The following is a 22,004-nucleotide window of genomic DNA, read 5'->3' on the forward strand; positions in this document are numbered from 1 at the left end:
AGCCCGGCGGGGCCGCCCGCTGACGGCCGGACCCTTGGGGCGCCCGGTCTGCGCCGCGACGAGACCGCACGCCTGGCCGGAGCCAGGAACGCCCTCCCCAGCGACGCTCCCCAGTCAGCCTGCGGTGAGCCGGTTCGGGACGCGGCCCAAGGCGCAGAGCCCCGGCAGGTCGGGGCCGTGGTCGTCGAGGGCCCAGGGGCTGACGCCGAGGAGCCTGGCGATCAAGGAGAAGTGCGCAGGCCACATGCGCACATCACACCGACCGCTGGCCGCCCCGGCCCGTGGTTACGTGGCCGGTGAGCCGTTCCCAGTTGCCGGAGCCGATGGCGGCCTTCTCGGCCTCGGTGAACGGCGCACTTTCGAGGAACGACCGCGCGACCCCACGACTGGTGTCGAGGAACGGGAAGCCGCCGGGCCGGGTCCCGAAGGTGTACGGGTAGTCGGTCGAGTACATCATGCGGTCGGTGCCGACGACCTCGGCCGTCCACCGCAGGTAGCGCTCGCTGACCGTGCCGCTGCCCGCCACCCAGAAGTTCTGTCGGAAGTAGTCGGCCAGGGGCCGCTCCAGCTTCGCCATGTCCTGCAGGACGCCGATGTGGTCGAGGTAGAAGAGAACGACCTCGCCCCAGTGGCCGGCGATGACCTGGAGTCCGGGGTGGCGGTCGAAGACGCCGGAGAAGATCATTCGCAGGTACTGCACGCCGAGGTCGTAGTACCAGCCCAGTCCGGCGGTCGCGAGCGCGCGTCCGACTCCGCCCGGCAGACCTGAGTAGTACGCCTCCTGGACCGCCTGTACGGGGGTCTGCGGGTGGAAGTGCAGCGGCACCCGCAGGCGTTCGGCGGTGGCGTAGAGGTCGTCGAACTCCGGTGCGTCGGCCAGCCTGTCGCCGGTGCGCCCGTAGAGCATCGCGCCGCGGAAGCCGAGTTGTGTGACGGCGCGCTCCAGTTCCGCCGCTGCGGCTTCCGGCGAGGGTGTCGGGATGGCCGCGAGCGCCTGGAACCGCTGCGGGTTGGCATCGACGATCTCGGCGAGCGCGTTGTTGGCCTCACCCGCGACGTGTATGGCGTCCTTCGCCGCGAGGTTCTGCACACCGGGTGTGGCCAGGGACAGCACCGCGACGTCCAGCCCCTGGTCGTCCATGTCCGCCAGGCGGCGCTCGCCCACGTCGCGCAGTCGCTGGGCGAACGGCTCGTCGCCGTATCCGAGTTGCGGGATCCGGGGTACCCCCGCTCGCGCCCAGGCGTCGAGCAGGACGGGCAGGGCCACGTGTTCCTCGAGTCCTACGATGCGCAGCTTCTCGGGCATGTCGCTCTCCTCGCACCAGTCGGCGTTTCCGTTGATACGTCAAGGACGCTATCACGGGAAACATCAGTGATACAGGTCCGGTGATATCGTTGATTCATGCTTGATGAGTCCAAGGCCGACGACACGCCCGGCACCCGGCCGGATGACGCGGTGGGCACTCGTGAGCCGGTCCGGCAGCGGGTGGTCGACGCCGCAGCGCGCCTGCTCGCGCGTGAAGGGCGTGACGCGGTCACCACCCGCGCGGTAGCGGCGGCCGCCGGGGTGCAGGCGCCTACGATCTACCGCCTGTTCGGCGACAAGGACGGCCTGCTCGAGGCGGTGGCGGAACACGGCTACGCCACCTTTCTCGCGGCCAAGCAACCGGTCCGCGAGGAGCTGGACCCGGTGGGGGACCTGCGCGCGGGCTGGGACCTCAGCGTCGCGTTCGGACTCGCCAACCCCGCGCTGTACGCGCTGATGTACGGCGAACCCGAACGCGGCACGACGTCGGCAGCCTTCCAGGCCGGCATGGAAATCCTGATGGGGCGCATCCGCCGCCTCGCCGCCGGCGGCTGGCTACGCGTCGACGAGAAGCTCGCGGCCGCCCTCATCCACGCCACCGCGCGCGGGGCGGTGCTGACCTGGCTCTCTCTGCCCGAGGGCCAGCGCGACCCGGCTCTGCTCACCGCCATGCGCGAGTCGATGGTCGCCGCCGTCACCCACCAGCAGCCTGCCGTGCAAGGCGCAGGTCCGGCCGATGCCGCCCGGACCCTGCGCGCTCTGCTGCCTGAGCAGACGGCGCTGAGCGACGCAGAGCAACACCTTCTGGGAGAGTGGCTCGACCGGCTGTCATCGGACGGTTAGACGTCAACTGGTCCGCCGGCCAGGGTGCCTGCAGTGGGTGCACAGCCTTGGCCGGGTCACGGGTCCAGCCGCGGGGACGGCCTGCCCCTCCAACAGGCAGGGGTTACGACGCCTCTGTACTCACTCAGGTGTGGCTCCGTCCGCTGTTCTCCCGAGCAGGCACCAAGGCGCCGAGGATGATGCTGGTGTCCCGCAGGTCTTCGGGGAGATGAGCCGACGGCCCCACACCGTCGACCACGCCCAGCTTCTGAAGTTGGCTCCAGCTGAGACCGAACTCCCCGCTCAACTGGGCGCCCTTCACGAGGGCGAGCAGGAACAGCATGTGCGCGTCCAGCGCAGGAGGGCCGATACGAGAGCAGGACGAACTCCTCGGGCAGCGACAGGTAGCGCGTGCTCTGTATACCGGCCATCAGGCCCTACCGTTTCGTGGCCGTGTGGACGCGGGACTCCTCAGGCCGTACGAGTCGCACGAGGCATAAGCGAAGTGACCCGGCATCGTGTCGTGGACCGGGTGTACAGGATTCTGCGCAGGGTCGAGCGGCCCACCACGAGGTGTTCGGGGAGGTTCGAGGCCGGGTTGCCGACCCCGCGGGTGTCGCTGAGGTCGCGGGCCGGGCCCGGGGTGAGTTGTTCGTCGAACAGCAGGGCGTCCTGGCGGGGGATGCCTGCGGTGGCCGCGAACAGTTCACCGAGTCGCGGATGCAGCACGCTACTCAGGGCGGTGGTTCCGGTGGAGTTGATGTGTAGCCGGTGACCGCGTGGACGTCGGGCACGACGATGTGCCGGACGCAGGGTGTGCGGCAGCCGGTCTGTGTTCTGCGGTGGTGTCGCGGGTGGTCGGGGTTCGGCCCTGGGGGGCTCGGCCCCCGGTGGCGGACACAGGGTCAGGGCCGCCACCGGTTCGCGCGGTTGGGCGTGGAGCCGGGCGCCGAGCCGGCCGACGCCTGCCCCTATGCCTGCGGGGTGGGGAGCGGGTCCTGGCCTACCAGGTGGTGTCCGCGGGTGGCCGAGTCGCGCACGGCGTCGAAGCCGTACCCGAGCATCTCCTCCTCGTAGGCGTGCAGGGCTTCGGCGAGTGGCCGACCGCCGGCGGCTTGGAGGAGGCGGTCGGTCAGGACGCGGGCGTCCCGGAGCGCGGTGCTCGCGCCGACGCCGATGGCGGGGCTCATGACGTGGATGGCATCGCCCAGCAGGGTGACCGCGGTGGTCTCCCAGGCGCATCCGTAGGTTCCCCGGCAAGCCCCGGGGCGTGTCGCCCTTCGCCAACCCACCGCGAAGCAAGAAGCGGCGAGTTCAGCCGTCCGACCACGTGCACCGTGTCCGAAGGAACTTTCCCGGCTCCGGCTCACTGCTCATGCATTTGAGTGTGGGCTTGCCGGGCTGCGCACCCTGCCCCTGCCCCTGCCCTTGTCATCGTCAGTTACAGCTCAGGCTGCCTGTGACCACACTGGCCAGTTGGGAGCGTGATGTGCTCGAACGCTGCATGGTCTGGTGGGTGAAGTAGCTCTGGCGGAGCCGGCGGTGCCCGCCGGGGTGATCAGTGACCAGGTTCCGGCCGGAACGTCTGATCGATGTTGTCCTCGACCCAGGCGCGGAGTGCGTTGAGCGGGAGCGCGGCGCTCTGTCCGAGCGGGGTGAGGGAGTATTCGACGTGCAGCGGGACGGCGGGGTAGACCGTGCGGTCGAGCATGCCGAAGTCCTCCAGACGGCGCAGCGTCTGGGTCAGCACCTTGGGACTGACGCCCTGGAGTCTGCGCTGGAGTTCTCCGAAGCGCTGCGGCCCGTCCTCGAGGGCGCCGATGGCCAGCGCGGACCACTTGTTGGCGAGCAGGTCGAGCAGCGCGCGGCAAGGGCACTGGGCGGCGTAGACGTCGTGGTGCGCGTGCTGGCCGCTGGGGCAGGTGGTCGTCATGCTTCCCTCTCCTCACCAGGTCACTTCCCAATGGGAAGTACTAGACCTTGAAGGTAACTATATCCCCGGGGATAGCGTCGTCGACGTCGAACGCAGGGCCCGCCGAGGGCCCTCCGCAGAACGCCTTTTCAGGAGATGACGCATGTCCGCAGACACGATGCGCGCGGTGGTCCAGGACGGTTTCGGCGGTCCGGAGGTACTGCGGATCCAGCAAGTTCCGCGCCCGGCGCCGCTGCCCACCGAAGTGCTGGTGCGGGTGCACGCGGCCGGGATCAATCCGGTGGACTGGAAGACCCGCGGCGGCACCGGCATGGCCGGCCTGCTGGGTGATCCGCCGTTCACCCTCGGCTGGGACGTGTCCGGGGTGGTGGAGGAGGTCGGCTTCGGTGTGACCACGCTGAAGGCCGGCGACGAGGTGTACGGCATGCCGTGGTTCCCGCGCGTCGCGAACGCCTATGCCGAGTATGTGACCGCTCCGGCCCGCCAGTTCGCCCGCAAGCCCGCCACCCTCGACCACGTGCACGCCGCCGCGGTGCCGCTGGCGGCGCTGACCGCCTGGCAGGCCGTGGTCGACACCGCCCACGTCCAGGCCGGCCAGCGCGTCCTCGTCACCGCCGCCGCCGGCGGGGTCGGCCACTTCGCGGTCCAGTTCGCCCGGCACCTGGGCGCCCACGTGATCGGCACCGCCGGTGCCGCCCGCCACGCCTGGCTCAAGGAACTCGGCGCGCAGCAGGCCATCGACTACACCACCACCCGCTTCGAGGACGCCACCGCCGACGTCGACGTCGTCATCGACCTGGTGGGCGATGCCCACGACCGGACCAGCACCCGCTCGCTGAAGGTCCTGCGCCCGGGTGGCCTGCTGGTCGCGATCCCGGCCGGAGTCTCCCCGGAACTCGCTCAGGCCGCCGAGGCGGCAGGTGTGCGGGTCACGCCGTTCCTGGTCGAGCCGGACGGCGCGGCGCTGACGACGATCGCCGACCTGATCGACGCCGGCCATGTCGCCGTCGAGGTGGAGGAGACCTTCCCGCTGGAGCAGGCCGGCACGGCTCACGCCCGCGGTGAGGCCGGCCGGACCCGCGGCAAGCTCGTCCTGACCGTCACCAACTGATCATCCCCTCAAGTAGTTTGGAGTAGCACTGTGTACTACGAGATCCGCCGCTACCAGGCGCAGCCCGGACGCCGCGAGGAATGGGTGCGCTACATGGAGGACGTCGTCCTCCCGTTCCAGACCTCGCTCGGCATGGACGTGACCGCCTCCTTCATCGACGACGAGGACGAGGACGGTTACGTGTGGATCCGCCGGTTCGAGAACGAGGCTCACAGCGAGGCCCTGTACGCGGCCGTCTACCAGCACGACCGGTGGAAGAACGAGATCGGCCCCGTCGTCCACGGCCTGCTGATCCCCGAGAAGACCCTCGTCACCCGCGTGGCCCCCACCCCCGCCTCACCACTGCGCTGACCCCGCCCGACGGCCCCGACCGTCACCGCGCCACCCTCACGACACAGTCACAAAAGGAACCGTTCATGAGCACCGACACGCTCGAAAAGTCCTCCCCCGCCTCCTCGATCACCCAGGCCGCCGCCGGCGCACTTGTCGCGGCAGTGCACGCGGCCGCCGCGCGGATCGGCTTCACGGCGGCCGTCGCCGTCACCGACCCGGGAGGGCACCTCAAGGCGTTCGACCGCGCCGACGGCGCACCCTTCCTCACCGCCGAGGTCGCCGTCGACAAAGCCTGGACCGCAGCCTCCTTCCACACCCCCACCCACGCATGGAACGACTACCTCGCCAATCCGCGGATCGCACCGCTCGCCGGCCACCCGCGTCTCATGGCGGTCGGCGGGGGTTACCCGATCGTGGATAACGGCCGGTGCGTCGGAGGTCTCGGAATCTCCGGCGGCAGCCACGAGCAGGACCAGCAAGCCGCCGAAGAGGCCCTGGCCGCCCTCGGGTTCGAGTTGCCCGCCCGCTGACCGCCCGACCGGCGCGGGTCTGCCCGGGCATCAAGCCACGCAGTTCGGGGGCCGCACCGAGCGCCTGGTGGTGGGATTCGGATATCACCATCGATGGTGAACCGTGGGGCCAGAACGCGCGGGCGGTGAAGCCTGATCGTGGGTGGGATGCCGAACGCGGCGGCGCTGCCCGGTCCGTTTCAGCTTTGGCTCATGAGGGCCGCGCCGCTGAACGCGGCAGTCTTCGTGCCCCGCCCCGGCTGGCGACCGCTCCGGCACGGTGTCAGCCCAGCGGGTTGGTCGTGTCGCGGAGCTTGGTGAGGACGGGGGCGTACATGCGCGTCTTGATGGTTCCGAGGCTGTCGCCGGCCTTGCTCGCGTGAGCCTGGGCGAGTTCGAGGGCGGTAGTGCGCAGGGCGCCCTCGTCCACGGCCTGATCGACGATTCCGGCGGCGGCGGCTTCCCGGCCGCCGAAACGGCGGGCGGAGACCATGGCCTGGTGGGCCGTCTGCGGGGTCAGCCGGGACTGGATGAGGGCGGACATGCCCGGAGTGAAGGGGATGTTGATCTCTGCCTCGGGCAGGCACCAGAAGCCCCGGTCGGCGCGCATGAGACGGAAGTCGTGGGCCAGGGAGAACATCGCTCCGGCGGCGAACGTGTGTCCCTGCAGCGCGGCAACGGTGATCAGCGGGAGGGACAGGAACCTTGCGAACAGACCGTGGACGGAGTTGACGTAGTCCAGATGCTCGTCGCCGTGCGCGGCGAGCCATTCGAGATCGAGGCCGTTGGAGTAGAACTTCCCGGTCGCAGCGGTCACCAGGGCGCGGGGGCCTTCCGACTTCTCCATCTCGTCCAGGGCTGCGTCGACCGAGGCGATCCACTCGGGGTGGAAGCGGTTCTCCCCGTCGCCGAGGTCGAGAACGAAGACGGCGTCATGGCGGTCGAGCGTGGGCATGAGGGCTCCTTGGAGACGTATCGGTGGGGCCGGGCACGTTGGCCGGGTGGGGTCGGGTCTGCTGGGCCGTAGACCGGGGCTGCGGGCTGTCACCTGCGGGTGAAGCGGGCCGGTCGGCGCTCGAAGAGCGTGGTGATGCCTCTGGCATGCGTGTCTCTCCGCCGCGGAGCGGAAGTCAGCTGGGAAGTACTCGCCGGGCCCGGTGGCGCAGGGTGGCCGTGGCCAGCAGGCACAGCGCCGAGGTCGCACCGGCGAGGAGGATGCCGGTGAGGGCCGGCCCTCCGGGCGGTGCGGACGCATGGATCCAGCGGATGGTGAAGTTGGTGGATGCCGCCACCGGGAAGCTGAAGATCCACAGGCCCGGATGAAACGAGGGCTGGCGCAGCTCGGGCAGGAGGAAGACGACGAGGAGGACGGTGAAGAGCAGCGTCCCGGCGAAGCCGTAGCCGACGGCATCGAAGACGCCCTTGTGAGCGGCGGTCCAGGCGATTCCGCCGGTCGCCGGTGGGATGGTCAGGACGGTGAGGGCGGGGCGGGCGGGCCCGGGCAGGGGGCCAGCGGTGACGAGGCTGCCGAGGACGACGGTGCCGAAGGCGAGCCAGTACAGCAGCCCTACCGCGAAGGCGGCGTCGGCGACACCAGGCAGTCCGAGGGTGGAGGCGACGGCACTGCCGACGAAGGGTGCGGAGGAGACGGGCAGCAGATAGCCCGGGTGCAGAGCGGTGGTGCTCAGGGTGCCCGTGAGCCAGTGGGCGAGCAGGCGTGCAGCGATGAAGGCGGCCAGGATCAGGAACACCGCGTAGACCCAGCGTGCCCCGGTGAGCTCGAACCGGGAGAAGTGTCCTGTGATCAGCATGCCGATGAGCGGGACGTACCCAAGGGCGAAGCCATCGCCGGGATGACGCAGGTCGTGACGCAGGTTGTGCCATCGGGTCCCGCCATGCCGCAGGTACTGGGCCAGCAGCACCAGCCAGATCAGTCCGCTGACGGTGAACAGCGCGTCGCTGACCTGCAGAGCGGGCGGAAAGGTGGTTGCCGCTGCCTGCCAGGCCCCGCCGAGGCCGGCGGTGCCGAGGGAGACGGACAGCAGCCTGATCCGTGCGGCGCGGGTCGCATGGGGAACGTTGACGTCGGAGACGATGTCGGCGGCTGGACGCGCAGGCCCGCTGCCGCGCGGGGCCGTGCTGGTGTGCTCTGTCGTGTCGACCATGTCGGTCATGGGGGGGAACCTCAAGGGGATTGCCGAGGGCGCGGGCCTGGAGCCGCCTGCCCGGCGGCGCAGGCGCAGGTCGTGGCGTGGTCAGGCGTTCATGTCCAGGACGACGCGGAAGCGGGCCTTGCCCGAGAGCATCCGCTCGTAGGCGTCCATGGCCTGGGTGAAGGGCATGGTCTCGGTGGCGGGGCGGATGCCGTGGGCGAGGCTGAAGGCGAGGTTGTCCTCGTTCTGGATCGACGATCCGGTCAGGCTGCCGGCGATGTGGCGGGTGCCGAAGATCAGGTCGGCCGTCGCGACCGTCAGCGGGTCTGGGGCGGCGCCGACGACCACCAGCGTGCCGCCCGGGGCCAGTCCGCGGACCAGGGGGTTCATGGACGTACCGCTTGATGCGGTGGCGACGATGACCGAGGCGCCGCCCAGGTCGGCCAGCGCCGTGCCGGGGTCGGTGACGGTGCTGTCGATGTACTCGTGGGCGCCCAGTTCCCTGGCGAGTCGCTCCTTCTCCTGGCCGCGGGCGATGGCGGCCACACGGTGTCCGAGGCTGCGTGCGTACTGCAGAGCCAGGTGACCGAGCCCGCCGATCCCCTGCACGGCGACCAGGGCGCCCGCGCGGGTGGGGGCCTGCTGGAGCCCGGTGAGGGTGGTCAGTCCGGCGCACAGCAGGGGGGCCGCCTCGACGGCGGGCATGCCGTCGGGGATGCGTACCAGTCCGCTCGCGCGGGCGTAGGTCACCTCCGCGTATCCGCCATCGATGGTGGTGCCGGTCTGTTCCTGGTCGAGGCAGTTGACGAAGTCGCCGCGACGGCACGGTTCGCACTCCCAGCAGTGCCCGTTCAGGAAGCCGACGCCGACGCGGTCGCCGGGCCGCCAGGCGGTGACGCCCGCGCCCACGGCATCGATCACACCGACGATCTCGTGACCGGGGACGACGGGGCGTGACGGGTCGGGGCGCAGTCCCTCCACGGCCAGTACGTCGGAGTGGCAGACGCCGCACGCCTCCACCCTGAGCCGGACGTGTCCGGGCTCCGGGTCGACCAGCTCGCGCTCGACGAGTCTGAGCTGGTGGACGCCGGTGGCCTCGAATGCTCGGTAGGCGGACATGTCGTTTCTCCTCGGTGCTGCCTCTGCCGACACGGGAGGCCGGGGGCGGGGCGGGGACCAGCATCCAATATGACCGGTCACTTCAATATGACCGGTCGCTTTATACTTAGTCAAGCAGGGTCCGAGAGTCGGGTGGTGGGCCACGTGTCGTTGCGGGCGGTAGCCGCTTCCCCGGCGAACTGGGTTTGACCCACGGCAAGGCGACCGGACATATTGACCCCGAGGTGGTGGTGAGGATGGCACGCGCGTCCAAGCGCGAGGAGATCGCGCGGGCAGCCCTGGAGCAGTTCCGCACACGGGGCTTCAACGCCACCGGCATCAGCGACATCACCTCGGCGGCCGGGGCGCCCAAGGGCTCGTTCTACAACCACTTCGCCAGCAAGGAGGAGAGCGCCCTCGAGGCACTGAGCCGCTACGCCGCCGGGTTGCGGTTCGACCTGCTCGACACGCCCGGACGCCCTGCGCTGGAGCGGCTTCGGGCGCACTTCGAGTTCCTGGGCGCGGACACGGTCGACAGCGGCTTCGCCCGCGGATGCCTGGCGGGCAACCTGGGCGCGGAGGTGGCGGACCACTCCGAGGAGATCCGCTCCGCCGTCCAGGGCGGCTTCCAGCGGTGGGCCGCGCACATCCGGCGGGTGCTCACCGAAGCCCGGGAAGCAGGTGAGCTGGACGCCGCTCTCGACGTCGAGGAGGCCGCGCTGTTCATCCTCAGCGCCTGGGAGGGCACGCTGATCGCGGCCCGGGCCGACAAGTCCTCCGCTCCTTTCGACGCCTTCTTCCACATGGTCTTCGGCGTCCTCCTGCGGTGATCGCGGCCGGCCGCCCGCAGCCACCGGGTGCACGACTCGGCGTCGCAGGGCCTACGGGTGCTGTGCGGGGAGGGATTGCTCGGTCCAGACCGTCTTCTGGTCGTTGGTGTAGCGGATGCCCCAGTTGTGTGCGAGCTGGGCGCAGATGAACAGGCCGCGGCCGCCTTCGTCGACCGACCGTGCGTGGCGCAGCCGCGGGGCAGAGGTGCCGCGGTCCTGGACCTCGCAGGTGAGGGTGCGGTCGTGGATGAGGCGCAGTCGTACGGGTGGGGCGCCGTACCGCACGGCGTTGGTGACCAGCTCGCTGACGATTTCCTGCGTGTCGTAGGCGGTGTCCTCGTCGACGCCCCAGGCCGCGAGTTGGTGCCGGGTGTGCCGCCGTGCGAGGGCGGGGGCGGTGGGCTCTTCGCCCAGCGGCCAGGTGGCTACGTGGTCGGCGGGGAAGGGGCGGGTGCGAGCGAGAAGGAGGATGGCGTCGCCGGGCAGGGCGTCGGCGCGCAGCCGGTACAGGACGTCGTCGCACAGGTCCTGGAGGGGCCGGTCGGTGTCGGCGAGCATGCGCCAGAGCGGCTGCGGGTCGCTCGCGCCGTCCTGGCCCCTTACGGCGGAAAGGAGCGAGGCCGTGTAGAGGGCGAGGACGTCTCCGTCGGCCAGGGTGACGGTGGTGGTGGCGTACGGGGGCCCTCCTCCGCCGCCGAGGGCACCACCGGCGGCCGGCTCGACGACTCGGGTGCCGGACTCAGCGCCGACGACGACGGGCGGGAGGTGTCCGGCGGAGGCGATGGTGCACGTATGAGTGAACGGGTCGTAGAGCACGCACAGGCACGTCGCGCTGAGGGGCTGCCTGCGCAGGGGATCGCCGGGTGGCAGCGCCCTCCGCTCCCGCGCGAGACGTACCGTGGTGTCGTCGAGTCGGGCGAGAAACTCGTCGGGTTCCAGATCCAGGGCGGCGAGCGAGATCATGGCGGTCCGCAGTTGTCCCATGGTGACGGCGGTGTGGATGCCGTGGCCGACGACCTCCCCGACCACCAAGGCCGTTCGGGCGCCGGGCAGGGCGCAGGCGTTGGACCAGCCACCCGCCCCCCGGCCGTCGGCCACATACAGGCCGGCGGTCTCTATCGCGGTCTGCGACGGAGGAGCCGGGGGCAGCAGATGGCGCTGCAGTGCCGCTGCGATGGTGTGCTCGCGGGTGTAGCGGCGGGCGTTGTCGATGCCCAGGGCGGTGTGCGTGGCCAGTTCCAGCGTGAGCGCGACTTCTTTCTCGTCGAAACCGTCGGATCGCCGGGTGCGATAGAGGCTCAGCAACCCGAGCACCTTTCCGCGCAGCGTCAGTGGTGCGACGAGCAGGGCGCGTGCGCCGGATGCGCGAATTGCTTCGGCCCGCGCCGGATCGGCCGCCAGCCAGGGCGTGTCGGGGCGCAGGGCGATCGTGCGGGGCTTGAGGTCGACCAGGGCCTGCGCATAAGGGGTCGGGAACGGCAGCGCGCGGACGTCGCCCACCGGATGCGCCCAGGCCTGCTGATCACCGCCGCTGTTCCCGAAGGCGGCCCGACGCAGCGGCACATCCCGTCCCAGAGGGATCAGCGGTGGCTCCTCCCCCCGCACCACGGGCTCCACCACTTCCACCACGGCGATGTCGGCGAACCCGGGGACCAGCGCGTCGACCAACCCCTGGCAGGTGGCCACCATATCCAGGGTTTGCCCCACCCGCTCCCGGACGGCGTACAGGGCCTGGACTCCGCGACGTGCCCTCTCCTGACCCGTCACGTCGTGTGCCACGACCACCGCTCCCCGTGCATGGTGCAGGGGCAGCACCGAGACGGTGTGCGTGTGCTGGGGCTCGTTCTCCGGGTCCGTCCGCATGACGTGGTCCGTCGTCGACGTACCGTCCGCCATGGCCTGGCGCAGGATGTGCGCCAGTTCGCCGGGCGATGAAAGGGGCCACGCATCTGTGAGGGGGTGTCCTTGGATCTGCCGTCCGCTCGCGCCGGACAGGGCCTGCGCGGCAGCGTTGGCCGAGACGACATGCAACTCCTCGTCCACCACGAACAGAGCCCCTGCCGTGTGGGCGGACAGTGCCTCGAGCACCGCGGTCTCCATGCCCGGTGCCATCCCGTTCGCAGGCGGCAGGAAGATCCCCCACGTCACCGAACCGTCCTCGCGCAGCTCCGGCTGCACGCGCAGGCCACCGTGGGCGGCGACCGCCGCAACATCACGCAGGGCGTCATGCCCGCAGCGCTCCGCGGCATCACCGCATGGCGCGGGGACAGGGCTGACCAGCTCGGTTGCCGACCGCCCGATCACCTCGCCCGCCGGACGCCCCCACAACTCCTCCGCCTGGTGGCTCCACTGCACGACCACGCCTCCGCCGTCCACGACCATCAGCGGCGTCTCACCGGCCATGGGAACCACCTCCGCCTTCCAGCTTGCCCGGCGGCCAGGGGCTGCGCCGCCGCAGATCGGCACCCGGCTGCGGCTCTGCGCGAAGCGCGGTACGAGAAATCCCCCAGGGTCAGCGCCCAGGTGCGTGACGCCGGTGCACCAGTGAACGATGAGAGAGCCGCCCGGCTGCTGAGGTCACCGCGGATCGCCTGGCTGCGGCTGCGGCCGAGTCGCCGAAGCCGGGCCGCCCCATCGGTGCCGCTTCGGCCACCGCCGCCTGGTACGACCGAGCAGGAGACCGACATGAACACGTTGCTCGCAGAGGCCCTTGTTGCCCATGGTGGCCTCGACCGCTGGAACGCACTGACCACGGTCCGCGCCACCATCGTCAGCGGTGGAGACATGTTCGTCATCAAAGGGATGCCGCAGGACTCCACACCCCGGGAGATGACCGTCTGGCTGCACGAGCAGCACGCCTCCGTGATGCCGTTCGGCGCTCCCGACCAGAAGACCGACTTCACGGCCGACCGAATCAGCATCGAAAAACTCGACGGCCGCGTCGTGGCCGAACGCGACCAGCCGCGGAAGTCGTTCACAGGCCACGAACTCAACACCCCCTGGGACCCACTGGACCGCGCCTATTTCAACGGATACGCGCTGTGGACGTATCTCACCACGCCCTTCCTGCTGACGATGCCCGGCTTCACCCTCACCGAAATCGAACCATGGCGGGAAGGAGACGAACTCTGGCGCGGACTGCGCGCCACTTTCCCGCCCGACATCGCCAGCCACAGCACCCAACAGGACTTCTACTTCGGCCCCGACCGTCTCCTGCGTCGGCACGACTATCACGTCGACATCGCGGGCGGGTTCGCCGCGGCACAGTACGTCTACGACACCGTGGAAGCAGACGGGATCCGCCTGCCCACCCAACGCCGGGCCTATCGAAGCGATGCGGACAACCGCCCGATCCTCGAACAGACCATGGTCTCCATCGACGTCAGCAACGTTCGGTTCACCTGACATCGGACCTGTACGTGGCGCGTGCCGAGCGGAACTGGTGGCTGCGCGCGCCGTACCGTCTCAACGGCGGGCTCAGGCGCCGAGGTTGGCCAGCCAGCGCAGCGCGCTGAGGGCGCTGAAGTCATGCCGTCTCAGCAGCGCGTTGTGATGCAGGGCGAGGGCCTCGTCGTACCGCCCGACCGCCTGATGGAGGGCAGCCCGCTCCTCGTCCAGAATCCGCCGATCGAGTCCCAGCGCGGCCGCCGCGTCGAGATCGGCCAGCGCTGCCGGGAACCGATGAAAGTGGGTAGCCAGCCTGGCGCGGGCCACATGAGACCGCGGATCGTTCGGTGCCTGGTCGACGAACGCCTCGGCCAGCGACGCGGCGCGCTCAGCCTCGTCGATGCGGCCCAGCACGTGCCCGCGCAGGGCGGTCAGCTCCACCAGCTCGCCCCACCCGTCACCGGTCAGGCTTCCCCGTGTCGCCTGGCCGGTAAGGCCCTCCATGCGCGCGTCGAGGTTGCCCATCGCGATCACGTCGGCAGTCGTCGCCGGACCGTCGGCAAGATCGAGTCGCATCCTGTCGCTCACACGGCCGGCCGTTCGGAACTGCTCCTCATCGGCTTGCGGCGGGCGTAGGAACGGATACGGGCACAGGCGGGTCGGGGTTGGGCGGTGCCAGGTACGGGAGCTCCCGGGAGGCCGGCGTGGTCGCCCGGTCGACGCCGTCGCTGACCCGCGGGCCGTGGAAGGCGTTGACGATCAGCGTGTACAGCGTGTCGATGACGTCGTCGTTGAGCGAGCGGCCGCCACAGGTCTCGTGCGGCCGCCCCTCCAGCAGGGCGCGCTCGATCTCGGAGTAGCTGTCCTCGGCGTACGGCCTTGCCACGTCCACGACCAGGAAGTCGGCGAGCAGCAGGTCGGTCAGCGGATGCGTCCCGTCCTGGTCCTTTGCTTTGTCGCCCCGCAGGACGCCGGCGAGACGATCACGACAGCAACGGTCGAAGGCTCAGGAAGGGCCCTCCGCAACCGGCTTCGAGCCGGAGTCGAGTCGACGGCGGCCGTCGACGGGGCGGGCCGTGGTGTGCGGTAGGTGGAGGTGGTGGGCGCCGTAGCGTTCGATGGCCAGGAGCGCGGCGTCGTCTCCGGGTTCGTGGCCGACATGGTTCAGCAGGTCGCGGTGGATGTGGCGTATCAGGGCTTCGGGTCCGGACGTGGGGGCGGAGGCGGCGCGCTCGGTGAGCGGGTAAAAGGCTCCTTTGGGCGAGCGGGCTTCGGTGACGCCGTCGGTGTAGAGCAGCAGCGTGTCGCCGTCCTCGAAGGTGAAGGGGTCGGCGCGGTGGCTGGGGGCAGGCAGTTCGCACATGCCCAGAGGGGGTACGGGGCGTCGTGCGTGCAGGACGGTGACCTGGCCGTCGTGCAGCAGAAGGGGCGGGGGGTGGCCGCAGTTGATCATGTCGACCTGCGTGCCGTGGTCGGGGACGTCGAGCAGCAGGGCGGTGATGAAGTGCTCGCCCGGGTCGTGCTCGGTGTCGGCGACGTCCTTCAGGTTCCTGCAGACGCTCGCCTCCAGGCCCGCGGCAAGTTCGGGCAGGGTGTCGTAGTGGTGCGCGCCCTCGCGGAAGGCGCCCAGCACCATGGATGCCTCACCGATGGCGGCCAGTCCCTTGCCGCGGACGTCGCCGATGATCACGCGGGTGCCGCGGTCGGAGCGGGCGATCGCGAACAGGTCGCCGCCTATACGGGTCTCGTCCTCGGCTGCCAGGTACAGCCACGCCACCCGCAGCGGCCCGATCCGGCGGCGTGGTGGCCGCAGCAGTACGAGCTGTGCTGTCTCGGCCACCGACCGTGCCCGGTTCAGCTCCCGGCTGCGCCGCTCGCGCACGTGGCAGACGAAGACGACCAGGGCGGACAGCATGGTCAAGGCGGTGATCTGCGAGAGGTGGTTGGGTGTGGTCAGTCCGCCGTGGAATACGGCGATGAGCACTTGGGCCGCCACGGCCAGCGCCCCGACAAGGGCGGTCAGTCGCGGCCCGGCCAGGGAAGCGGTCAGGGCCGGCGCGATGACCAGCAAGGGGCCGAGGTGGACGTCTGGCGGGGAATGGATGTCCACCACGGTGATCACGACGATCAGCGCAAGGGGGATTGCCACCAGCCTGCGGCCCAGCTGCTGCTCTGGGAGGCGGTCCACCGGCACATGCCCCGCACCCATGTATATCGGTATACACCCGGCTGTAGTGCATGTCCTACAACGAGATCTTCGCCTGGCGCCTACGCCGCCGGTGCCGGCCGACCTGGAGGACGCCTGGCGCGCTTCGCCGCCATGCCTGAGGCCCTGCACCGGCGCCGCATACTCGGCTCCGCCCCGCCTCCCGGGATCGTCCTGGACCCGTTCGACGGCACCGGCGCTACCGCGACCGCCGCCAAGGCCTTGCGGTACGCCGATGGCCAGACACCGACGTGGGCCGGGAAAGCCATGGACAGGCTGCCGGGGCTGGAACAGCCGCAGCGGTCGGCAGGACGCCGGCTGGCGGTCGTTGCTGGTGCAGCACTTCACTCACGTGCGGGAGGCGGAGGATCTTCCGCTGCCGGCGGTGTCCGACCTGCATCTCGTGCTCTGCACGAGCGGGGACACGGAGATGCGGGTGCACGCCGGCGGGAAGGCGACCCGGCGGCGTTGGGTGGCCGGCCGCCTGGAACTCATGATCGCCGGCCACTCGACCATGCGCAGCTACCGCGCGACGTCGACGATGCACACCATCCAGGTGCACATTCCGCGGGGAACCGTCGAGCGGACCGCAGCCGAACCGGGCGGCCACGAACCGGACTTCGAAGCACTGTCCGCCGGCCTGGGTGCGGGCGACCCCCTTGTCGAACACGTCGTACGCGCGCTGCCGGCCGTCAAGGCCACGAACGACGTGTGCGCGGAGTCAGCCGTGGCCTTTCTCACGACGCATCTGCTGACTCAAGGCCGAGACCGGCGCATGCCGGGGCCCGAGCGCACCGCCGTCCGCCAGGGCATCGCGGTCATGCGAGAGCGCCTGGCCCATCCGCTCACGCTCGCCGACCTCGCCCCCTCTCCCGGGCAGTCCTTGCGTGATCTGCTCGATGAATCCGGCCCCGGGTTAATGGAGCGAGTGGTCTCGCGGCTTCTTCGGCGTCCCACGGAGTGGGGGCTCGTGGCGGAGGGGATTGGCAGGGGAGCGGCGAGTGGGAGCCGAGTTGAACCGCTTAGGGCGCCACGGCTGGCGCGTCCTGCATTCCATCCCCTTGGCCAACAAAGTGGATATCGATCACTTACTGATCGGGCCTGGTGGGGTGTTCAGCATCAATACGAAGCACCACCACAAGAGGGCCGTATGGGTTGGGGATGACTCCGTGAAAGTCGATCACGGGAAACCGGCGCCCTACGCACGCAAGAGCCGGGCGGAGGCCAAGCGAGTCGTCCCAGTGCTTGAGCGCTATTGCGACTTCCCCGTACCGGTGGAGCCAGTGCTCGTCTTCGTCGGTGTCGCCGAGTTGAAGGTGGTCGCTACGCAGCTCAGTGTCCGGGTCTACCAGGAGCGGCAAGTAGCGGCACTCGCTCCGCTCTCAGGTGTGCTCACGGCCGACCAGGTGGAGCAGGTGTACAGCGTCGCTCGCCATCGGCAGGCTTGGGGCCAGGCCTGAGTTGGTCGCCTCAGCGGAGTGCCGGCGGTCCTCATGGGCGCCCGTTGCTGGCCCCCGCGGCGTGTTGATTCGTGCGGGGCGGGGCGCCTGGCGGTGGTGCGAGCCTCGCCATTTCCTGGACCTCACCTGCAGCGACGCTCCAAGATCCCGTCCACGCCTCGTGCACAGACCCCGTCACACGGCTACTTCCGGCGGCGTACGTCTGCGTATACGAGCCGCCGACCCGGCGCGGGGCCCGGCAGTGGTACGCCGGGCGTCCGCGCCTCGGGGACAGGATGCGGTCAGCCCGCCTTGGCGAGGGCCGGGACGAAGCGGGCCGCGTCGATCGTTCCGATACCGGTCGCCACGTCGTAGCCCTTCACCGAGCGGGGAAGGCGAGTCGCAGAACGATCTCGCCGTCGTCGATCTCCCCGGTGGGCTCGAACCCGAACTTCTGGTAGAAGGGCCACGGCTCGCCGTCGCCGGGCTCGTAGCTGGTCAGCAGCTCGGTGGCGCCGTCCGCGCGCACCAGGGTGGCGACCTGCGTGAGCGCCTCTCGGCCGATCCCTCGCCCCTGGTACCGCTTGTCGACGAGGAGGCGCCAGAGGAAGTGTCGGCCTTTGTAAGGACCGGTCGGCGGTTTCCACGACAGCATCACGAAGCCGACTGGCTCATCGCCGCGGTACACGGCGCGGTACCAGGGATTGGCCTCCGGTTTCTTCGCCGCCTCCTTGAGGGAGTGGGACACGGAGGCGACGAATTGCTTCTGGTCACGTCGGACGCGGAGGGTACGGACGGCATCGCGGTTGTCGTCGGTGATCTCCCGTAGGTGCACGCTCGGGGATCTCATGCCACACCCCTTCCGCATCCGACAGCTGCGCCGTCCCGGCCTACGTGAAGAGCCGCTACCGGGCGGCATTCCCGCGCATCCGCGTTGTCGAGGCCGCCAGGTCGGACGTCTTCGCAGCGTATTCGACACAGGCGATCTGGAGCGGGACTGGCACGCCGGGCTGTGACCGCGTCCAAGGCAGCTCCCAGGAGAGCAACCTGGCCTGACGCGGCGATGCGCATGCCTAGGCCCCTTCGTCAGTTAGATGGGCTGACCTGGGTAATCGCTCGGCCGCGACCGGCTCCCCGTCGACCCGTGGACGAGCCGGATGCCGCACGAACGTGATCGCGAGAGGTTTCCTTCGAAATTCACCGAAAGGCTATTGACTTATGACATCTGGCGTGCATCGTGATTAGTAGGCCATAACACCGAAAGAGTTGCAAAGTCGATGAGGACGTCTAGTCGGCTGTCGTGACTTGGACAGGATGTGGTTCAGGCCCCCGGCAAGCCGGCGCGATACCGAGGCGACAGTGACGACTGAAACTTCAGGACACGAGCAGTACTACCGGGGACTGTTTTCTGCCCTCAGGGCGCGGCCACTGCACTGTGCTCTACCGCTACGGTCAGCCGACCGAGATCGGTTACTGCGGGGCACCGCCGATGAAGCGACCCTCAGGCCCCTGGACTTGTCCCGGGGCCTTGCCGTGTGCCGGAGCTGACCTGGGCAGACGCCTCAAGATCCCGTCCACGCCTCGTCCACAGACCCCGACATACGGCCGCTCTGGGCGGCACATGCCTGCATATACGCGAAGACCCCGGCCTCAGCGTTTCCGCTGGTGACGGGGTCTTTGGGCACCTCATGCAGGGTGCCCCCGGCAGGATTCGAACCTGCGCACACGGCTCCGGAGAGCATGCTCAGGACATGCTTGATTGTGGCTCTGACCTGGGAGGGAGCCGTGGGGGTCACTTGATCTCGACTGGCTCACACGCTCCTCACACGTGCGAAGGGACGTGGTGGGAGGTCATCCGCTGCCGCTGCGGTGCGACGGAGGTCGCTGCATCGAAGGGGCTGCAACACCCCAGGTGTTGCAGCGCTGCACTCAGGGCGGACAGCCGGGACACTGGCCAATCTCACTGTCCCAGCCATTTGTGCAGGCCAGAGCCCTAACCGGACAGTCGGACACGTGGGACGCCTTCGCTCGGCCGACCAGCGAGGGGGGAAGAGCAGCGTCGGGTCCTGGCGGACCTGCGCCAGCTGCTCGGGGTGGTCGATCAGGTGCTTGAAGAGGAGGGCGAGGGTCTTGTCGGCGGGCTCGGTGGCGGCGGCCAGGACGTTGATGATCAGCGCGGTCACCTCGCGGTCGCTCATCGCGATGCCGTCGAACTCGGCGTCGCACAGCGTCGATATCAGGTCCTCGCCGGGGTGACGGCGGCGCTCTTGTACGACGGGAACGAGGTAGGCCTCGAGTTGCTCGGCGCAGTCCATGCAGTGCCGCCGGCGTTCGGGGGTGAGGACGATGCTGGTGATGAACTCGGCGACCCCGCTGTGCCAGGCGGCGACCTGCTGCCAGTCCTTCTTGTCCAGGCCGAGAACGTCGAGCGCCACGCGGACGGCCAAGGGCTTGCCGAAGTCGTTGACGAGGTCCAGCCGTCCCCGGGGAAGAAAGGGTGCGATGAGCTCGGCGGCGTTGGCGCGGATGGCGCGTATCTGGTCTTGGAGGGCCTGCCCGGTGAAGGCACGCACGACGATCTTTCGCTTGACGGTGTGCTCGGCGCCGGTCATCTGGGCGAGGACCGGCCCGCGCATCACTGGCTCGGCACGTACCTGAAGCGTTTGGGTGGTGAACGTCTCATGGTCGGTCAGCACCCGCTTCACGTCCGGGTGGCGGGAGAGGAAATAACTTTCGATCGCCGGCTCGTAGTGCACCGGCGCCTGGTCCCTCAGCCGTGCGAAGTGGCGGTAGGGGTCGGCGGCGAAGTCCTCGGACAGGATGCTGAGGCGGGGATTGACCATGGGCACGACGAAAGCCTTTCAGAGCGCGGGGACAGGCCGGGAGCCGGGGCCTGTTTCCGCCGTCACCGCTGTGCTGCTCGGCGGCCTCATCCCGTCGGCAAATCCTTGAGTGAGCGCCGAATCGGACTTCGCGTGCGTCGGGTTTGAGCGCGGCCACCATGCCTCCTAGTGGAAGGGCGGCTCGTGGCTCGCACGGTCGCCGCGTGACGATGTGACCGGCCACCCTCCCGGTACTCCGAAGTGCATGAGCCCGAACCGCTGCGGGGGGTGCGGCCGCGGTGCGCCGCACGCCGTGCCTGCACCTTTCGTTGGGGTTACCGGCGGAATCTCAACACGAGGCTGGGGCCCTCCTGTAAGCCTTGAGGACTGTCGAGTAACTGCTGAGCGGTCCGCAGGCAATCGCTGGTTGACAGGATGTCGGCTCCGGCAGGGAACGTTTCCCCGGTGAACCTTCCGCGCCGAGCCCGCGTCTTCCCCTGCGACCGCCGCCGCATGCCCAGGAGAACAGACCGTGTCCGACAAGGACGTTGAACAGACCGATGAGCCTGGTTACATCCCGGGACCCTGGTGGGCGGACCTCGGGATGTGGGGGGCTGTCGCACTGATCGTCTTCGGGGCCTCGCGGGGGCATGGGTCTTTTTCCGGCTGCCCGGCACCCCAGAGGAGCCGGCGTCCGGCTACTACGGGGTCGCCAAGGTCATAGCCATCGGCCTGGTGACTGTGGGATGCACCTTGCTCGGCCGCCGTCGTACCCGGACCGCAGCCATCGAGGAGACGAACGATCGGGAACGCGCCTGACGCCACCGGCCGGTGGGCAACATCAGACGGCGGCGGCCTCCTGAATCCCGCGAGACCTCGCAGGTTACTGGCCGAACTCGTAGAGTCCGCGGGGCGAATCGGAGATGTCGCTACGCCCTGTGCGGGTGGCTGTTTGGCCAGTGCCTCGTGTCACGGGCGAGCATCCGGCGGTGACGGCACCCCGGCTCGTGGCGACCTGGGCCGACTTGTCGATGGCCTTTGGCTCGCGCAGGCGGAGATCGACCTCGCTGCCAGTGGCGAGCCCGTGCGAGGTTATGCGTTCCGCCGTCCCGACGCCCGGGCACGAGGTCGATGAACTGCGACTGCGCCTCCGCGGCCACCTCATGCGGCTCGTGTCCAATTCAACCTGGTGTCCACAAGGCGCTCCTTGGCGCCTGGGAGAGCATGGACGTTCAGCTCACCCTTGCCGCCTGGAGTGGGAGAACACCGCCAGAGCTGCGGTTTCCGGAGCTTCGCAGACCTGGTCGCGTGTCGGACGAGCGGCGGTCCGGTGGCGTCTGGACGGCTGCGATCGGCCTCGATGGCGTTCCGAGCCTACTCGGCCCAGGGTTCGAAGCCGGTCTGGAGGACGGCCCCGAGGGATGCGCGCAGTTGGGCCGCCTCATCGGCTCCGAAGCGCTCTTCGAACTGGGCTTGCACGGCTTGCCACAGGGGCAGCGCGGCCTTCATCCGGGCGAGGCCGTCAGGTGTGAGCGTGACGATCCGTGCGCGGCGGTCGGTTGCCGATGGCTCGACGGTCACCAGGCCCTCCCGCGCGAGCGGCTTGAGGTTCGAGGCCAACGTCGTGCGATCCATGGCGATCATGTCGGCAAGGCTGGTTATCGTCATCTCGTCGTGAGCGCTGAGCTTCTGCAGGATGCTGAACTGGGTTGCGCGAAGTCCGACCGGGGTCAGGGCCTTGTCGTAGGTGGCGCTGAGGTACCGGGACGCCTTGCGAAGCGCCAGGTTGTTGCAGGGGTCGTTCAGGCTGGTCGGTGCGGCGGTCATCTTCATCCTCCGGAGCATGCATGCCCATGATAGGAGCATGTGCTCGCAGATGTGAAGGCGGCAACCGTAACGTCAACTGTGAACAGGGCACGGTCCTTCGGTCGCGTCGTACCGCCCTCGGCGACAGGGGTGCCGGGCCGAAGCGCCGGGGCTTGCCATCCCGCGAATACGTGCATATGCTCCTAAATGGCTGGAGCTCATGGTTGGTGTCATCGGCATAAAGTCAGT

Annotated in this window: 24 protein-coding genes; 8 read left to right on the plus strand and 16 right to left on the minus strand. The window is 69.5% G+C overall.

Going from position 1 to position 22,004, the window contains the following annotated elements; all coding sequences use genetic code 11:
• Window positions 1–114: 114 nt before the first annotated feature.
• Together BFF78_RS49455 and BFF78_RS37705 are read right to left on the minus strand one after the other, a co-directional pair.
• Complete coding sequence (locus BFF78_RS49455; protein WP_257786888.1) at window positions 115–246, minus strand: hypothetical protein; 132 nt, start codon at window positions 244–246, stop codon at window positions 115–117.
• Window positions 247–253: 7 nt separating this feature from the next.
• Entirely contained in the window at window positions 254–1,306 is a 1,053-nt protein-coding gene (locus BFF78_RS37705; RefSeq protein ID WP_069782543.1) for an amidohydrolase family protein, read from the minus strand.
• A gap of 96 nt (window positions 1,307–1,402) precedes the next feature.
• Between BFF78_RS37705 and BFF78_RS37710 the strand changes: the two genes are divergently transcribed.
• Window positions 1,403–2,149 (plus strand): TetR/AcrR family transcriptional regulator, encoded by a 747-nt coding sequence (locus tag BFF78_RS37710; RefSeq protein ID WP_069782544.1) that lies wholly within the window; start codon window positions 1,403–1,405, stop codon window positions 2,147–2,149.
• Between the two features lie 124 nt (window positions 2,150–2,273).
• On the opposite strand, the gene BFF78_RS37715 is transcribed toward BFF78_RS37710, so the two are convergent.
• From BFF78_RS37715 to BFF78_RS37730, 4 genes are all read right to left on the minus strand, one after another.
• On the minus strand, window positions 2,274–2,471 hold the full coding sequence (locus BFF78_RS37715) for a hypothetical protein (RefSeq protein ID WP_069782545.1): 198 nt from the start codon (window positions 2,469–2,471) through the stop codon (window positions 2,274–2,276).
• Window positions 2,472–2,599: 128 nt separating this feature from the next.
• A complete protein-coding gene (locus BFF78_RS37720) occupies window positions 2,600–2,857 on the minus strand; it encodes a hypothetical protein (RefSeq protein ID WP_069782546.1) in 258 nt (85 codons plus the stop codon).
• 242 nt (window positions 2,858–3,099) lie between these two features.
• Entirely contained in the window at window positions 3,100–3,498 is a 399-nt protein-coding gene (locus tag BFF78_RS37725) for an FAD-dependent oxidoreductase (RefSeq protein WP_335755373.1), read from the minus strand.
• A 188-nt stretch (window positions 3,499–3,686) separates the two neighbouring features.
• Window positions 3,687–4,061, minus strand: a complete 375-nt coding sequence (locus BFF78_RS37730) for a winged helix-turn-helix transcriptional regulator (protein WP_069782548.1) — start codon at window positions 4,059–4,061, stop codon at window positions 3,687–3,689.
• 142 nt (window positions 4,062–4,203) lie between these two features.
• Between BFF78_RS37730 and BFF78_RS37735 the strand changes: the two genes are divergently transcribed.
• The 3 genes from BFF78_RS37735 to BFF78_RS37745 all read left to right on the plus strand — a co-directional run bounded on the left by BFF78_RS37735 (window position 4,204) and on the right by BFF78_RS37745 (window position 6,035).
• Entirely contained in the window at window positions 4,204–5,172 is a 969-nt protein-coding gene (locus BFF78_RS37735) for an NADP-dependent oxidoreductase (RefSeq protein ID WP_069782549.1), read from the plus strand.
• 30 nt (window positions 5,173–5,202) lie between these two features.
• Window positions 5,203–5,523 carry an NIPSNAP family protein gene (locus BFF78_RS37740; protein WP_069782550.1) on the plus strand — a complete coding sequence of 107 codons (321 nt, stop codon included), beginning with the start codon at window positions 5,203–5,205 and terminating at the stop codon, window positions 5,521–5,523.
• 65 nt (window positions 5,524–5,588) lie between these two features.
• Window positions 5,589–6,035, plus strand: coding sequence for a GlcG/HbpS family heme-binding protein (locus BFF78_RS37745; protein ID WP_069782551.1), 447 nt, complete (start codon window positions 5,589–5,591; stop codon window positions 6,033–6,035).
• Window positions 6,036–6,297: 262 nt separating this feature from the next.
• On the opposite strand, the gene BFF78_RS37750 is transcribed toward BFF78_RS37745, so the two are convergent.
• The 3 genes from BFF78_RS37750 to BFF78_RS37760 form a co-directional block, all read right to left on the minus strand.
• Window positions 6,298–6,969 (minus strand): enoyl-CoA hydratase-related protein, encoded by a 672-nt coding sequence (locus BFF78_RS37750; protein ID WP_069782552.1) that lies wholly within the window; start codon window positions 6,967–6,969, stop codon window positions 6,298–6,300.
• A gap of 175 nt (window positions 6,970–7,144) precedes the next feature.
• Window positions 7,145–8,188, minus strand: coding sequence for an SLAC1 family transporter (locus BFF78_RS37755; protein ID WP_079161649.1), 1,044 nt, complete (start codon window positions 8,186–8,188; stop codon window positions 7,145–7,147).
• Between the two features lie 81 nt (window positions 8,189–8,269).
• Window positions 8,270–9,286 (minus strand): alcohol dehydrogenase catalytic domain-containing protein, encoded by a 1,017-nt coding sequence (locus tag BFF78_RS37760; RefSeq protein WP_069782553.1) that lies wholly within the window; start codon window positions 9,284–9,286, stop codon window positions 8,270–8,272.
• Between the two features lie 236 nt (window positions 9,287–9,522).
• Here BFF78_RS37760 and BFF78_RS37765 point away from each other — a divergent pair, with 236 nt between their 5' ends.
• A complete protein-coding gene (locus tag BFF78_RS37765; protein ID WP_069782554.1) occupies window positions 9,523–10,095 on the plus strand; it encodes a TetR family transcriptional regulator C-terminal domain-containing protein in 573 nt (190 codons plus the stop codon).
• A gap of 51 nt (window positions 10,096–10,146) precedes the next feature.
• On the opposite strand, the gene BFF78_RS37770 is transcribed toward BFF78_RS37765, so the two are convergent.
• On the minus strand, window positions 10,147–12,498 hold the full coding sequence (locus BFF78_RS37770) for an ATP-binding SpoIIE family protein phosphatase (protein WP_107440892.1): 2,352 nt from the start codon (window positions 12,496–12,498) through the stop codon (window positions 10,147–10,149).
• A 282-nt stretch (window positions 12,499–12,780) separates the two neighbouring features.
• On the opposite strand from BFF78_RS37770, the gene BFF78_RS37775 reads away from it, so the two are divergent.
• On the plus strand, window positions 12,781–13,500 hold the full coding sequence (locus tag BFF78_RS37775; protein WP_069782555.1) for a hypothetical protein: 720 nt from the start codon (window positions 12,781–12,783) through the stop codon (window positions 13,498–13,500).
• 72 nt (window positions 13,501–13,572) lie between these two features.
• Here the strand turns inward: BFF78_RS37775 and BFF78_RS37780 are convergent, their stop codons facing one another.
• From BFF78_RS37780 to BFF78_RS37790, 3 genes are all read right to left on the minus strand, one after another.
• Window positions 13,573–14,058, minus strand: coding sequence for a hypothetical protein (locus BFF78_RS37780; protein WP_069782556.1), 486 nt, complete (start codon window positions 14,056–14,058; stop codon window positions 13,573–13,575).
• Between the two features lie 37 nt (window positions 14,059–14,095).
• Window positions 14,096–14,374 (minus strand): hypothetical protein, encoded by a 279-nt coding sequence (locus BFF78_RS37785; protein WP_069782557.1) that lies wholly within the window; start codon window positions 14,372–14,374, stop codon window positions 14,096–14,098.
• Window positions 14,375–14,488: 114 nt separating this feature from the next.
• Window positions 14,489–15,691, minus strand: coding sequence for a PP2C family protein-serine/threonine phosphatase (locus BFF78_RS37790; protein ID WP_069782558.1), 1,203 nt, complete (start codon window positions 15,689–15,691; stop codon window positions 14,489–14,491).
• Window positions 15,692–15,802: 111 nt separating this feature from the next.
• Here BFF78_RS37790 and BFF78_RS50290 point away from each other — a divergent pair, with 111 nt between their 5' ends.
• Both BFF78_RS50290 and BFF78_RS37800 read left to right on the plus strand, forming a co-directional pair.
• Entirely contained in the window at window positions 15,803–16,579 is a 777-nt protein-coding gene (locus BFF78_RS50290) for a DNA methyltransferase (RefSeq protein WP_227026023.1), read from the plus strand.
• Between the two features lie 110 nt (window positions 16,580–16,689).
• Window positions 16,690–17,148, plus strand: a complete 459-nt coding sequence (locus tag BFF78_RS37800; protein WP_237282559.1) for a nuclease-related domain-containing protein — start codon at window positions 16,690–16,692, stop codon at window positions 17,146–17,148.
• Between the two features lie 358 nt (window positions 17,149–17,506).
• Here BFF78_RS37800 and BFF78_RS37805 read toward each other — a convergent pair whose 3' ends face one another.
• The 3 genes from BFF78_RS37805 to BFF78_RS37815 all read right to left on the minus strand — a co-directional run bounded on the left by BFF78_RS37805 (window position 17,507) and on the right by BFF78_RS37815 (window position 21,782).
• Window positions 17,507–17,977: a GNAT family N-acetyltransferase gene (locus tag BFF78_RS37805; RefSeq protein ID WP_227026025.1), complete on the minus strand. Its 471-nt coding sequence runs from the start codon at window positions 17,975–17,977 to the stop codon at window positions 17,507–17,509.
• Between the two features lie 961 nt (window positions 17,978–18,938).
• Window positions 18,939–19,883 carry a cytochrome P450 gene (locus BFF78_RS37810; RefSeq protein ID WP_227026026.1) on the minus strand — a complete coding sequence of 315 codons (945 nt, stop codon included), beginning with the start codon at window positions 19,881–19,883 and terminating at the stop codon, window positions 18,939–18,941.
• 1,440 nt (window positions 19,884–21,323) lie between these two features.
• Window positions 21,324–21,782, minus strand: coding sequence for a MarR family winged helix-turn-helix transcriptional regulator (locus tag BFF78_RS37815; RefSeq protein ID WP_069782560.1), 459 nt, complete (start codon window positions 21,780–21,782; stop codon window positions 21,324–21,326).
• Window positions 21,783–22,004: the final 222 nt, after the last annotated feature.

Origin of the sequence: Streptomyces fodineus (assembly GCF_001735805.1) — a bacterium.
GTDB classification, from domain to species: Bacteria; Actinomycetota; Actinomycetes; order Streptomycetales; family Streptomycetaceae; genus Streptomyces; species Streptomyces fodineus.

Excerpts from the sequence above, each read along its gene's own strand:
- BFF78_RS37710 (WP_069782544.1), top strand. The coding sequence starts at position 1,403 with ATGCTTGATGAGTCCAAGGCCGACGACACGCCCGGCACCCGGCCGGAT.
- BFF78_RS37745 (WP_069782551.1), top strand. The coding sequence starts at position 5,589 with ATGAGCACCGACACGCTCGAAAAGTCCTCCCCCGCCTCCTCGATCACC.
- BFF78_RS37780 (WP_069782556.1), bottom strand. The coding sequence starts at position 14,058 with ATGCGACTCGATCTTGCCGACGGTCCGGCGACGACTGCCGACGTGATC.
- BFF78_RS37765 (WP_069782554.1), top strand. The coding sequence starts at position 9,523 with ATGGCACGCGCGTCCAAGCGCGAGGAGATCGCGCGGGCAGCCCTGGAG.
- BFF78_RS49455 (WP_257786888.1), bottom strand. The coding sequence starts at position 246 with ATGTGGCCTGCGCACTTCTCCTTGATCGCCAGGCTCCTCGGCGTCAGC.
- BFF78_RS37815 (WP_069782560.1), bottom strand. The coding sequence starts at position 21,782 with ATGAAGATGACCGCCGCACCGACCAGCCTGAACGACCCCTGCAACAAC.
- BFF78_RS37750 (WP_069782552.1), bottom strand. The coding sequence starts at position 6,969 with ATGCCCACGCTCGACCGCCATGACGCCGTCTTCGTTCTCGACCTCGGC.
- BFF78_RS37805 (WP_227026025.1), bottom strand. The coding sequence starts at position 17,977 with ATGAGATCCCCGAGCGTGCACCTACGGGAGATCACCGACGACAACCGC.
- BFF78_RS37760 (WP_069782553.1), bottom strand. The coding sequence starts at position 9,286 with ATGTCCGCCTACCGAGCATTCGAGGCCACCGGCGTCCACCAGCTCAGA.
- BFF78_RS37755 (WP_079161649.1), bottom strand. The coding sequence starts at position 8,188 with ATGACCGACATGGTCGACACGACAGAGCACACCAGCACGGCCCCGCGC.
- BFF78_RS37790 (WP_069782558.1), bottom strand. The coding sequence starts at position 15,691 with ATGGGTGCGGGGCATGTGCCGGTGGACCGCCTCCCAGAGCAGCAGCTG.
- BFF78_RS37735 (WP_069782549.1), top strand. The coding sequence starts at position 4,204 with ATGTCCGCAGACACGATGCGCGCGGTGGTCCAGGACGGTTTCGGCGGT.
- BFF78_RS37705 (WP_069782543.1), bottom strand. The coding sequence starts at position 1,306 with ATGCCCGAGAAGCTGCGCATCGTAGGACTCGAGGAACACGTGGCCCTG.
- BFF78_RS37775 (WP_069782555.1), top strand. The coding sequence starts at position 12,781 with ATGAACACGTTGCTCGCAGAGGCCCTTGTTGCCCATGGTGGCCTCGAC.
- BFF78_RS50290 (WP_227026023.1), top strand. The coding sequence starts at position 15,803 with ATGCCTGAGGCCCTGCACCGGCGCCGCATACTCGGCTCCGCCCCGCCT.
- BFF78_RS37730 (WP_069782548.1), bottom strand. The coding sequence starts at position 4,061 with ATGACGACCACCTGCCCCAGCGGCCAGCACGCGCACCACGACGTCTAC.
- BFF78_RS37715 (WP_069782545.1), bottom strand. The coding sequence starts at position 2,471 with ATGCTGTTCCTGCTCGCCCTCGTGAAGGGCGCCCAGTTGAGCGGGGAG.
- BFF78_RS37770 (WP_107440892.1), bottom strand. The coding sequence starts at position 12,498 with ATGGCCGGTGAGACGCCGCTGATGGTCGTGGACGGCGGAGGCGTGGTC.